This window comes from Metabacillus sp. RB-C-LZQ-3-1 (genome assembly GCF_058315175.1).
In genome coordinates this window covers 218270-231562 of the sequence record NZ_JBZFLI010000003.1, presented here as the reverse complement: position 1 = coordinate 231562, position 13293 = coordinate 218270, and the positions used below count along the sequence as shown (strand labels likewise).

Sequence of the window (13293 nt, the reverse complement as noted above, 5' to 3'; positions counted from 1 at the left end):
AGACCTTTATCTATATCCAATCGTTTTAGAAATTTTCTTTGCACTCTGAAGAAGCTTTTCTAAAATATAATCCTTTCGGTTTACCATTCTCTCCCTCGGCCCAGCTACACTAATTGCAGCTTGAATTGTTTGATCTGCTCCAAAAACAGGAGCTGATAAACAATATAGACCTTCTTCATTTTCCTCATCATCAATTGAATATCCATTTTTAGCAAATATTTTTAAATTCGCCTCTAATTCTTCCCTATTTATAATCGTTTTTGGGGTAAAAGGAATAAACTCTGTATGATCCAGAATGTCGTTTTTTTTCTCCTCTGACAAAAAGGCTAAAAAAGCTTTTCCTAATCCGGTACAATATAAGGGTTTTCGATAACCTGGTTGTGCTGTTGTACGTATAGATCGGTTGTTGTCTATTTTTAAAACATAGACTAATTCCCTTTCAGACAAAACAGCCATAAATACTGTTTCTTGCACATCTTCCATTAATTGTTTAAGATACGGTTTCCCTTGAGAAGAAATATCTAAAGATTCCATAGCAAATGTTCCAATTTGTATTAATTTAGGTCCTAACTTATATTGTTTAAACGTATCTTGGCTTAAATAGCCTTCGTTTAAAAGAGTACCGATAAGATTTGATGTGCTGCTTTGGGGGAATGAAAGTTTTTCACTAATCTCTTTAATTGTTAAACCTTCTTTGTATAAAGCTAATAGTTCAAATACTCTTAATACACGTTCTGCTGATTTTACTGACATATTACCACTCCTTAAATCACGTATGTGATTTTCAATCCTATATGTGATTTTGCAACTTCATCATATCACATAACATTTACAACGTAAAATATTTTTCAGAAAATTAAATCAATAAAAAAGGAGCAACAAAAAATACTCTGTTTGCTCCTAAAAATGACCTATTAAATTTAATAAAAGCTCAAGTTGATAGATAACTGAGCGATTAAATATATAAACCTAATAAAACTGAAGGTACAGGTGTTGTAAAAAAACCAGTCTACTCAAGTTGTTTCCAAACTTGTTCGTACACTTTTTTCAAAGGAACTTTATATGTGTTCGCAATTTTTTTACATTCCTCAAATTCCGGGGCCCTTTGGATAACTTGTCCATTATATATCCCTTCCTTAACAGTTACAGGTCCCCACTCAGTTTGAACTCGTCTAAACGTCCTTTCGGCCCTATACACGGTCAAAGGGTAATATCTTATTCCAAGAGTTGTTGTTTCATTAAGCAATATTTCTTTTATAGTTGCAAGTTTCTCTTGATTACATAGGAGCTGAAGTAACACACCTGGTCTATTTTTCTTCATATAAATGGGTGTATAAAAGACATCATTTGCACCTGCTTCAAAAAGCAAATCCATCACATAACCAAGCCATTCACCTGAAATATCATCAAGATTCACTTCTACTTTGAGCATTTGATCATCAATATGTTCCTCGTTTGGAGGAGGCTGAGAAATCATATAATTCCCCCTATCCGTTATCTATTCCCCTATCACTACTCTTAGTACATTTGGTCGATCTTTAAAGGTTTTGGTTCCTGCCCCATATCCGATTGCTTTTACCTCCATAGATGGAAGCGTACAAAACTCTTCAGCTAAGACGGATACTATGGCTGCTCCAGTTGGTGTCGTTAATTCAAATCGAACATTACTTTGTTCAATCGGAATACCTTTTAACATTTCTAACGTTGCAGGAGCCGGAACAGGATAAATCCCATGATCGATGTGAATTCTTCCCGATCCTACTGGAATTGCAGACGATTTTACTTTTTTTATACCTAACTGATGAAGTAAAATGGCTGCTCCTACAATATCTATAATTGAATCGACGGCACCAACTTCATGGAAATGAACTTTATCGAGAGGTAAACCATGTATATGACCCTCTGCTTCACCGATTTTTCTAAAAACATTTAATGCCGTTTCTGTTACTTCACTCGAAAAACCTGCTGACTCTATTAAATGAACAATGTCTTTGTATGTTCTGTGATGGTGTGCATGATGCTGATGGTCGTTATGATCATGGCCGTGATGGTGACCATGTTCATGATGATGGTCATGCTCATGGTGGTGATCGTGTTCATGATGGTGATCGTGTTCATGATGGTGACCATGTTCGTGTTCTTGTTCATGGTGATGATCATGTTGTTTTTTTAATATCACATCAAATTTCGTGCTTGTAATACCATTTTTCACAACTTTTTTCCATTGTAGTTCATACTCTTCTTCTATTTTAAGCTTCTTTAATTCTTCTTCAAGATAAACCGGGTCTCCTCCTACATCAATAAGAGCACCAATCATCATGTCACCGCTAATTCCAGAAAAACAGTCTAGATAAAGTGTTTTCATTGTTGTTCTTCCCCTTTTTGAGCTAGTTGATCAATTAAAACTGCATTATATGCTGCTCCAAAGCCATTATCAATATTTACAACGCTAATGCCTGATGCACATGAATTTAGCATGGTTAATAAGGCAGACAATCCATTGAAATTTGCCCCATAACCAACACTTGTTGGTACGGCAAGGATGGGATGACTTACGAGCCCTCCAACGACACTCGGTAAGGCTCCCTCCATTCCAGCAACCACAACGGAAACAGTAGCATTTTGGATCTCTTCTATATGGTCAAATAACCGATGTATTCCTGCTACTCCTACATCATAAAATCTCCTCACATTGCTTCCCAATGCCTCAGCTGTTATTGCCGCTTCCTCTGCAACCTTTAAATCAGATGTTCCTGCACAAACAATAGCAATATAACCTTTGGATCTCACACTTTCCTTTTCATCTTTCCAAAAAAGAATTTGTGCAATCTCATTATAAGTAAATTCAGGATACTCTTTTAAAATGTGTGCTGCTTTTTCTTCAGAAATCCGTGTAACAAGTACATTATTGTCCTTTGAACGTATAGCTTTTATAATAGCTAAAATATGTTCTTTCGTTTTTCCTTCACCATAAACGACTTCCGGGAAACCTTGTCGCTTCTTTCGATGGTGATCAACCTTTGCAAATCCTAAATTTTCATATGTTGAAAGCTTTTCCTTTGCTTCATTGATACTTAATGATCCTGTCTGAACTTGCTTTAAAATATCTTCAAGCATTATTTTCCCTCACCTTAGTTTAAGCTCTTTCCCTAATTATGCTTTATTTAAAAATGCTTTGCTATATCTTTGGCCAATGCCTCATATTTTTTATAGATTTCTAAATAGATATTATGACTATTTTCATTTGGTAAAATTGGAGAACTCATTGGAATATTGTCTTTTATTGTTTCAAAAGAAGGAACTTTTCCAAGAGCGACTAATCCTGTCCACGCTGCACCCCATGCTGCACTATGATGACTCTTGGACACATAAACTTTTTTACCAAATATATCAGCCAGCATTTGAAGCCACAACTTTGATCTGGACAATCCACCGTTCACATAGATCTTCTCAGGTGCACCTGCTTGGCTTTCTAAACTTTGTCCAATTTGATAGAGATTAAATGTAATTCCTTCTAAAACAGCGCGGACGAAATGGTCTTTCTTATGAGTCATATTCATACCAAAAAAATTACCTTTTGCCTGCTGGTTCCATAATGGTGCTCTTTCACCATTGATATATGGAAGAAAAATTAATCCTTCAGCACCTGGAGCTATTTTCTCCGCTAGTTTTGTAAAATCATCAAAACTTCCTTCATAATTTAAAAGTTCCTTCAACCATTGTAATGCTATTCCGCCATTATTTGTTGGACCGCCAATTATTGAATAATCCTCTGTAAAAGCATAGCAAAATGTTTCACGCTTATCGGTTATGCTGAAGCCGCTTGTAAATTGTCTGATGGCTCCACTTGTTCCAGCTGTGATGGCTACTTCCCCTGAAGAAATTGCTCCTATACCTAAGTTAGCTAATTGTCCATCTGCTGCTCCTAATACAAATGGTAAATCCTCTGTGATTCCGATTTCTTCTGCAACTTCTTTTTTCATTCCCCGTAAGACCATTGTAGGTGAAGCTACTTCCGAAAGCTGCTCCTTCCTAACACCAATCATCTCTAATAGTTCACGATCCCAATCAAGTGTATGTGCATTCAATAAACCAGTTGCAGCAGCCATTGAATAATCAACTACACGATTGTTAAACCATTTTATAAGGATATATTCCTTAATTGAAACAAAATAGCTTGCCTTCTCATAAGGCTCATATCCTACCTCTTTCATCCATAGTAACTTTGATAGTGGAGTCATTGGATGAATAGGAACACCCGTTTTTTGAAAAACCTCTATTCCATCTTGTTGCTTCAACTTATCTGCCTGCTCAGTACTTCTCCCGTCTGCCCAAATAAGTGCATTCGATAAAGGTTGATCATCATCATTCATACACACTAATGAATGCATAGCAGACGAAAATCCAATTGTAACTAGCTCATTCTTTTGGATATTTGCTTTCTCTATCACATCTCGCACTGCTTTTCTTGCAAAACTCTCAATTTCGATTGGGTCTTGCTCCACCCAACCTTGTTGTGGGTAAAAAGATGTAATGAGTTCTTCTGCTTCTGAGATTACTTTTCCATTCAAATCGAATACAACGGCTTTAACACTTGTCGTTCCAATATCAAGTCCAATAACAAACTCTCTTAACATATCATCATCTTCCTTCAACAATATTCTTTTCCATAGAAAAGGCCTTGGACTAATTCCAAAGCCTGTTTGATTATAAAAGAACCTTATTCATACTACCGCTCTTATATCCAATTAAATCTAAGGTTATATATTTATAACCGTATTTTGTTAGCTCACTAGCGATCATTTCATGATTTTCAAGAACAAGCTTCATATCATTTGGTTCTACTTCAATTCTCGCCATTTCTTGGTGTGTTCGAACACGAACTTGACGAATATTAAGTGTTTTTAGATATGCCTCTGCTTTTTCAACTTTTGTCAGCTTCTCTATTGTAATCTTTTCCCCATAAGCAATTCTGGAAGAAAGACAAGCAAAGGAAGGCTTATTCCATGTAGGTAAATCAAATTCTCTTGAAAGCTCTCTTATTTCATCTTTAAATAAGTTTGCCTCCTGCAATGGACCACGAATTCCCTTTTCCTTGGCAGCTTTCATCCCTGGTCGAAATTCATTTAGGTCATCTGCAATAACACCGTAAACGATATTTTTAAATCCCTCTTTCTCCATGACAGGGATTAAATGTTCAAATAAGCTGTTTTTGCAAAAATAACATCGATTTCGATCATTTTCTGTGTACCCTGGAATCGCAAGTTCTGACGTTTCGATCACTCTATGATTTGCCCCAATTAATTCTGCTAATTGTTTTGCCTCTTCTAGTTCACTAGAAGGATACGTTTCAGAATCTGCAGTTACAGCCAGGACGTGTTCAGTTCCTAATGTATCAACTGCTACCTTTAACAGAAACGTACTATCTACACCACCTGAAAAAGCGACAACAACTGATTTCATCTCCCGGAGAATTGACACTAAGTTAAGTAGTTTCTCATTCATCGCTGCCTTCTCCTCTCTTTCTATAAAACTAATTATCTCTATTTTAAATTGTCATGCTTCCGAATCCGCCATCTACACGAATAAGGGCTCCTGTTACAAAGCTTGATGCATTTTCTGAAGAAAGCCAAACGGCTGCACCTTGAAGCTCATCCGGGCTGCCAAATCGTTTCATTGGCGTATGATTCATAATAGATTCCACTCGTTCTTCACTTAATATTTTACGATTCTGTTCAGCAGGGAAGAATCCAGGGATAATGGCATTCACGCGAATGCCGTGAGGAGCAAATTCCCTTGCAAGGAATTGTGTCATGCTATTTACTCCTGCTTTTGATACCGAATACGTAAACACTTTCGAAAGCGGTGTTGTTGAAGAAACAGAAGAAATATTGATGATACTTCCTTTTCTTCCTTGTTCAATCATTTTCTTAGCGAAAATCTGACAAGTAATCATCATCCCTTTTAAGTTTACGTCCATAATATCATCCCATTCTTCATCACTTATTTCAAAAAATGGGGTTGAGCTATTTTTACCAGGTGCATTTAGGAGAATATCAAAACCGCCAGACCATTCTTCAATTTCTTTAACTACCTTTTCTAAAGATTCACGGGAGCTAACATCTGCTTGAAAAGCTTTTGCCGTTCCTCCAGCTTCTTCGATTTCTTCTACAACTTGATTTGCTTTTTCAAGATTACGTCCAACAATGGCTATAGATGCTCCATGTTCTGACAGCCCTTTAGCAATTGAAGAGCCCAATACGCTGTTACCACCTATTGCAACAGCTGTTTTCCCTGTTAAATCAAATAAATTAGACATTTTAAAAGTCCCCCTCATTTTATTCAAAAATCAAATGGTATATGTGAAGATCAACGTTTATGTTAAGTTTCCGTCCTCATTAAATGGAAGTTCATAAAGATCTGATATTTGTTCCATACTTGGATGTTTAGCAACATGATCAATCAAAGCTTCTGAAACTTCAATTTCAGCGATCTCTAATGTGTTCTTAATACGAACCATTTTCACCTTTGTAAAATCTAAAATATTACATGTTTTAATGGCAGCTTTAATCGCATCCTTATCATTTGCTAATGTTGTTGCAATTTTCGTCGGTGCACAAACTGTTGAAGTTAATCCGTTAGCATATGTGACTTCCCGATCCATTTTGTCTACAAGGCGTTGAGTGGTAAAATCAGCTGTCCCTACGCCATTGGCATTTCCTTCTGTTTGATGAGTTAAATCAAGAACGACCATTTTATTTACATCTGGTCCCCCCTTAGCATATGGGGTTGGATAACGACCTGTAATATTCGGATCCATTCCATCACCACTAATATTTTTCCCAATCTCATCTATAACAAGAACATCAATTTGTTCAAAAAATAACTTCGGCAATAGTTGTTTTGCTAATGCTTGTAGAGCAGGCTCCTTTTCCTCGATCTCCTCTACTGGTAAAACCTCAACCCTTGCTACTTTATCAAAGGCATTTTCAAGAGTTGCGACACCGAATAAAATTGGTGTTTTTTCCATCATCATTTTCGCCATCGCAGGCACATTCTCTGCCATATATTTAAACCCTAATTGGTGTGTTGCTTCCGCACCTTTTTGCTTTCCTAAACCGATACTTATCATTTTCATAATACCGCTCTCAACAGGACCTCGAAAGGCTGTGTGCGGTTTGATACGGTTGATGACAACAATGCCATCTGCTTGTGAAGCATATTTATCAATATAAACGGGTAATCCATTAGGTAATTCCCCAAGCTTAATTACATCCATGGAGGAACGGATTTCGGCTTTTACACTTTCTTCTGTTACGCCTAGATGAGCTAAAACATCACGCTGGCCTTCTGCAGTCGCTCCACCATGACTGCCCATACTTGGAACAATAAATGGAATCGCACCTAAATCCTTTAGAAATTGTACGGTATGTGCAGTGATCTCTACAAGTCGATCCATTCCACGGCTACCAACAGCTATCGCAATTTCCATTCCCGGCTTTATTTTTGAACGAATCGACTCTTGTTGAAATTTTTCATTTAACGCTTGTTCTAAATCCTCTATTTTCGTATTGTCAAAATGTTGTTTCACTTTTGCCATCTTTGGAACTGGAATGTCTTTTAATAAATCCTGAAGAATACCCATTATTATCTGCTCCTTTAAATATTAACGTTCTGAAAAATATTTTTTTGCATTATTGAAGCCAATATTTTCAACCATTTGCTTTAGAATGTTTTCATCATTTGGTACTTTTCCTTCTTCAACCCACTCACCAATGATATTGCAGACAATTCTTCTGAAGTACTCGTGGCGTACATATGATAAAAGACTGCGGGAATCAGTTGTCATCCCGATAAAATGACTTAAAATACCTAAATTCGCTAAGTCTGTCATTTGGTTGACCATTCCATCATATTGATCATTAAACCACCAGCCGGAGCCGAATTGTACTTTACCTGGAACTCCTTCTTCAAAGAAGTTGCCAATCATCGTTCCTAACACATAATTATCTCGCGGATTTAAATTATAAAGAACGGTTCTAGGTAAGCTTCTAGCTTGGTCCAGCGTATCTAAGAAGCGTGATAACCCTTCTGCTAACAATTGATCTCCGATGGAATCAAATCCACCATCAGCACCAATTTGTTCTTTCATATACGTATTATTATTTCGTAATGCACCCATATGCAGCTGCATGACCCATTGTTTATTTGCGTACATTTTTCCTAATTCAACAAGTACAAATGAACGATAGCCAATTAGCTCCTCACTTGTAAGTTCTTCATTATTCATACGCTTTGTAAAAATTTGATCTGCTTCATTTTTCGATAATTGTTTATATGCCATTAGTTGAATATCATGATCTGATGCATAACATCCATGCTCAGCAAAATAATCCACTCTTTGTTGTAAAGCTTCTATTAATCCATCAAGAGATTGAATTGTTACACCTGAAACATTCTCTAATTTTTTTAGCCAATCTGAAAAACTGTCTCTTTCAAGATAAAGGGCTTGATCAGGACGAAACGTTGGGGCTACTTCCACTTCAAAAGCTGAATCTTCTTTTAGTAACTTATGGAATTCAAGCGTATCTGTAGGATCATCTGTTGTACCGATAAATTGTACATTTGATCTTTCAATAAAACGGCGAGGTGTAAACTCCTCTTTTTGAAGTTTCTCATTACATTCTTCCCAAATTTCTTGAGCGGTATCAGGAGAAAGAAGCTTTGTAATACCGAAGAATGTTCTTAGTTCCATATGTGTCCAGTGATATAAAGGGTTTCCAAATAAATGCGGTACTGTTTCTGCCCAAGCCTCGAATTTTTCCCAATCACTTGCATCACCTGTAATTAAGGCTTCTTTTACACCGTGGATACGCATCGCACGCCATTTATAATGGTCTCCTGCAAGCCAAAGCTGTGTAATATTTTCAAATGATTTATTTTCAAACATTTCTTTTGGACTTAAATGACAATGGTAGTCAAAAATCGGTAACTCCTTCATGGTGTTATGATAAAGTTTCTCTGCAGTAGAATTTGTTAATAAGAAAGCATCACTTAAAAACGTTTTCATTTTATCTCCTCCGTACCTTTTATTTATGATTTTCCAGGCTGTTTCAGCAAACTTTGTGGTTCTGTAATTAGCATTGGGAGTGGTTGATTTCCGCTCCAGAATGCTCGCTTCCGCGGGGCGGGCGGTGAGCCTCCTCAGCGCACAGCCCCTGCGGGATCTCACCTGTCCCGCTACACCAGCAGGAGTCTCGCACCTTTTGCTCCAATCAACAAAAACAGTTTTGTTCATTGAACTTAATAAAACACCTTTTTCGATTGTGCCTTTATTAAAATTTCCTGTTAGTCATGATTATTTGTGCTATAATTAGGTTATTCTTATTAATTAGTTTACAAAACAAATTAATATGTTATGTGTAGAATATCATTTCTACTTTTACTCGTCAATATTTTATCACTCACTTCTTAAAGGGTTGTTTTTCAACTGAAGTGGCAGAATGTATAATAATTTTTATTGATGTTTAAAGTGATAATTTTTAATAAATTTTAAGGGTGATTTACATGGCAATAGGTGATGCTGCTTTTATAAAAAGTATTAATAGACGTTTAATTATAAGTAAAATTATTGAACAAGGAATGATCTCAAGGGCAGACTTATCAAAAATTACGAAATTAACAAGAGCAACCATTTCTGTACAGGTAGCTGATTTAATAGAAGAAGAGTTAATTGTTGAATCTCAACTAGAACATAATAGTGTCGGAAGAAAACCAATTATGCTTTCAATAAACAAAAAAGCAGGTTATGCATTAGGGATTGATTTGGACCACAAACATATTACATTTACTCTTTCCGACCTAGGGGGAAACCATGTAACGACAGATGTAATTGAGTTAAAAAACTCAAATTATGAGGAGATTCTCATATTATTAGTGAACAAAATCAAACAATATGATGATCTATATTCTGATAGCCGCTTCGGAATTGTAGGTGTCGTAATCGGAATACATGGAACTGTATCCAATGACGAAATAATTAATTTTATTCCTCAGCATAAATGGAAAGATACGGACTTAAAAGGGGATTTAGAAAAAGAACTCGATATGGAAATCCATATCGAAAATAACGCAAACTTATGCTCATTTGCAGAAAGAGTATTCAAACATCATCAAAGTGAGAATTTAATCAGTATCAGCATGTACTCAGGCATTGGATTAGGTGTATTAATAAATGGAGAGCTTCTTAAGGGATACCATGGTTACGCTGGAGAAATGGGACATATGATCATCGTACCCGATGGAAAGCCCTGTAACTGTGGAAATTCAGGTTGTTGGGAATTATATGCTTCTGAAGCTAGTATCTTAAACCAACTAAAAGAATTACATTCAAATCAACATCTAACATATCAGGATATCCAAAAGCTTATCAAGGATCAAGATAAAGAAACATGCGTTATACTAGATCAATTTATTAAATATGTTGCCATTGGTTTAAACAATATTATTAATTTACTAAATCCGGAAACAATCGTTTTAAATAGTGAATTATTGAAGATATATCCTGAGGCAATTCAAAAAATTGAATCAAACCTTACTTCATCAATAAGCAACTATAATGAAATATTCATTTCTGATCTAGGAAAACATGCAGCAGCAATGGGCGCCTGCTCTCTGGCCATTAAAAACTTTTTAGATGTTCCTGATATTCGTTTAAACATAGAAGACCTAGATCTTTAAATATAATAAAAACCTACTCTTTGGAAGCTAAAGGGTTTAAGTTTTGAGGTGCTTTTCTGAAATATAAAGCAGAAATAACAAAATTTTAGACAGAGCAGTTGGTAGATTAAAATGTAAAAACTCACCGCATATGGTGAGTTTTCTTTATAAGGCTTATGAAACCTAGTCCGTTCGGAAAATCAGAGAAAATGGGCTTCATTAAGGTGATGATGACTATATCCCTTTGAAAAATCAAAGAAAGTGATCTTCATTAAAACGAAATAGGTCAAATCTCTTTGAAAAAATAGAAGAAATAGTTTTATAGCAAATGCATTTGTTCCATCAACCTTAACCATTTAGGAATAAAAAACTTTAACATATACAGTTAATTTGGCCGTTTTTCTTATTTGTACAATGATTGTTTTCCATCATAAAAAAAATGATGTCAATTGTCATGTCAGAACGATCAAAAATGTTCATTACCCTTGATAAATAAAGAAAATGACGTGTACCAAATTACACGTCATTTCTTATGTCATTTATTAAGAATGCACCCGAAAACGGAACCCTTTGTTTGAAAGCAAAGTTAGGTTTTTTAATACAATGTTTGAAATTAAGACATCCAGTTTGTATGAAAAACTCCTTCTTTATCAATACGTTGATACGTATGAGCACCGAAATAATCACGTTGTGCTTGTAATAGATTAGCAGGCAATGTTTCACTACGATAACTATCATAATAGGCAATTGCACTTGAGAAAGCAGGAACTGGAATTCCATTTTCTACGGCTAAAGAAATAACTTTACGCAATGCTCCTTGATAGTTTGCAGCAATTTCGTTGAAATACGGATCTAGTAACAAGTTTGCCAATTGAGGATCACGATCATAAGCATCTTTAATTTTTTGAAGGAATTGCGCACGAATAATACATCCGCCTCTGAAAATCATCGCGATATCCCCATAACTAAGATTCCAATCGTATTCTTCGGAAGCAGCTCTCATTTGAGCAAAACCTTGAGCATATGAGACAATTTTACTTAAATATAAAGCTTCACGAACCGCTTCAATTAATTCATCTTTATTAGCTTTAAATGAAGCTACTTCAGGACCTTTTAATAGTTTGCTAGCTTTTACACGTTCATCCTTCATGGCAGAAAGAAAGCGAGCAAAAACTGATTCTGTAATAATTGGAAGCGGGGTACCTAAATCAAGAGCATTCTGACTTGTCCATTTCCCTGTTCCTTTTTGACCTGCTGTATCAAGAATCACATCTACTAATGGCTTTCCTGTCTCTTCATCAACTTTTGTAAAGATGTCAGCTGTAATCTCAATTAAATAGCTATCTAATTCACCTTTATTCCACTCAGAAAATACATGGTGAAGCTCATCTGCACTTAATCCAAGTACATTTTTCAGAATAAAATAGGCCTCACATATTAATTGCATATCGCCATATTCAATACCATTGTGAACCATTTTCACATAATGCCCAGCACCATTAGGACCTATATACGTAACACAAGGGTCTTGATCCACTTTTGCCGAAATCGCTTTAAAAATTGGCTCTACTAGTGTATATGCTTCTTTTTGACCGCCAGGCATAATAGAAGGACCTTTAAGCGCTCCCTCTTCCCCGCCTGATACACCTGTTCCTATAAAGTGTATACCTGTTGATTCCAATTCTTTGTTACGTCTAATTGTATCTTGAAAGAACGTATTTCCGCCATCTATTAAAATATCGCCTATTTCTAGATATGGCTTTAAAGAATCAATTGTTGCATCAGTAGCACTACCTGCCTTAACCATCAACAATATTTTGCGTGGCGTTTCCAACGAATCAACAAACTCTTTAATCGTTTTTAAGCCAACAAAATTCTTTCCTTCAGCTTCGTTCTTTAAAAATTCCTTTGTTTTATCAAAAGACCGGTTAAAAACAGAAACGGAATAACCTCTACTTTCAATATTTAAAGCAAGATTTTTTCCCATTACAGCTAATCCAATAACACCGATTTGTTGTTTTGACATCGTTATTTTCCTTTCTGAATAAATTCACATTTGATTATCAGTTAAAAAAGATGACTTAAATAAGATTTGTTAATTAATTTGTTTTGTAAACTAATTAATAATAAAAAGATACCATTTAATATGTTATTGTGTCAATATGACAAGAAGAAAGGATATTAATTGTGGTGTTTATATAAGATCTAATAGTAACGAGAGACCGCCTCTCTCAGCATAGCTGCATTACAGGAAGCTGAATGTCAGTTAGGACTTACAAAAGCTTGATCACTGTATAGCTGAACACTTTTAAAACCAATGGATGATCGGTTTAATAGTTGGAGAAAATACACTTGAAAGGAGTGTATTTGATGAGAAAGCAAAAAAACGCAGCAGCTGATAAACCAACAATTGCAGAGGGAATGAATACTGAGGATGAATTGCAAAAAGATGCCACCCCTGAGGAAATTTCTAAAGGGGAATATACGAATGTAACAACTCTCTCTTTAGATGAAAATGATCCAAGCTAATTTATTTCTTACAAATTCTTTTACACCGTTATTTTTAAACGGTGT

Annotated in this window: 10 protein-coding genes and 1 pseudogene; 2 read left to right on the top strand and 9 right to left on the bottom strand. The window is 35.7% G+C overall.

The window, feature by feature from the left end:
• Window positions 1-6: 6 nt before the first annotated feature.
• From AC4GZ8_RS06570 to uxaC, 8 genes and pseudogenes are all read right to left on the bottom strand, one after another.
• Window positions 7-753: an IclR family transcriptional regulator gene (locus AC4GZ8_RS06570; RefSeq protein ID WP_491081017.1), complete on the bottom strand. Its 747-nt coding sequence runs from the start codon at window positions 751-753 to the stop codon at window positions 7-9.
• 256 nt (window positions 754-1009) lie between these two features.
• A pseudogene (gene larC, locus AC4GZ8_RS06565) lies at window positions 1010-2317 on the bottom strand (nickel pincer cofactor biosynthesis protein LarC).
• A gap of 44 nt (window positions 2318-2361) precedes the next feature.
• On the bottom strand, window positions 2362-3117 hold the full coding sequence (gene larB / locus AC4GZ8_RS06560) for a nickel pincer cofactor biosynthesis protein LarB (protein ID WP_491081016.1): 756 nt from the start codon (window positions 3115-3117) through the stop codon (window positions 2362-2364).
• A 47-nt stretch (window positions 3118-3164) separates the two neighbouring features.
• On the bottom strand, window positions 3165-4655 hold the full coding sequence (locus AC4GZ8_RS06555; RefSeq protein ID WP_491081015.1) for a gluconokinase: 1491 nt from the start codon (window positions 4653-4655) through the stop codon (window positions 3165-3167).
• Between the two features lie 52 nt (window positions 4656-4707).
• Window positions 4708-5505 carry an ATP-dependent sacrificial sulfur transferase LarE gene (gene larE, locus AC4GZ8_RS06550; protein WP_491081014.1) on the bottom strand — a complete coding sequence of 266 codons (798 nt, stop codon included), beginning with the start codon at window positions 5503-5505 and terminating at the stop codon, window positions 4708-4710.
• 43 nt (window positions 5506-5548) lie between these two features.
• Window positions 5549-6319, bottom strand: a complete 771-nt coding sequence (locus tag AC4GZ8_RS06545; protein ID WP_491081013.1) for an SDR family oxidoreductase — start codon at window positions 6317-6319, stop codon at window positions 5549-5551.
• 57 nt (window positions 6320-6376) lie between these two features.
• Window positions 6377-7645: a nickel pincer cofactor-dependent isomerase, group 22 gene (locus AC4GZ8_RS06540; RefSeq protein ID WP_491081012.1), complete on the bottom strand. Its 1269-nt coding sequence runs from the start codon at window positions 7643-7645 to the stop codon at window positions 6377-6379.
• A 21-nt stretch (window positions 7646-7666) separates the two neighbouring features.
• Entirely contained in the window at window positions 7667-9070 is a 1404-nt protein-coding gene (uxaC, locus tag AC4GZ8_RS06535; protein WP_491081011.1) for a glucuronate isomerase, read from the bottom strand.
• A gap of 497 nt (window positions 9071-9567) precedes the next feature.
• Between uxaC and AC4GZ8_RS06530 the strand changes: the two genes are divergently transcribed.
• Window positions 9568-10740, top strand: coding sequence for an ROK family transcriptional regulator (locus tag AC4GZ8_RS06530; RefSeq protein ID WP_491081010.1), 1173 nt, complete (start codon window positions 9568-9570; stop codon window positions 10738-10740).
• A gap of 592 nt (window positions 10741-11332) precedes the next feature.
• Here the strand turns inward: AC4GZ8_RS06530 and gnd are convergent.
• Entirely contained in the window at window positions 11333-12745 is a 1413-nt protein-coding gene (gene gnd, locus AC4GZ8_RS06525; protein ID WP_491081009.1) for an NADP-dependent phosphogluconate dehydrogenase, read from the bottom strand.
• 344 nt (window positions 12746-13089) lie between these two features.
• On the opposite strand from gnd, the gene AC4GZ8_RS06520 reads away from it, so the two are divergent.
• The gene (locus AC4GZ8_RS06520) at window positions 13090-13248 is read left to right on the top strand and encodes a hypothetical protein (RefSeq protein ID WP_491081008.1); all 159 of its coding nucleotides are present in this window, start codon (window positions 13090-13092) and stop codon (window positions 13246-13248) included.
• The last annotated feature ends 45 nt before the right edge of the window (window positions 13249-13293 follow it).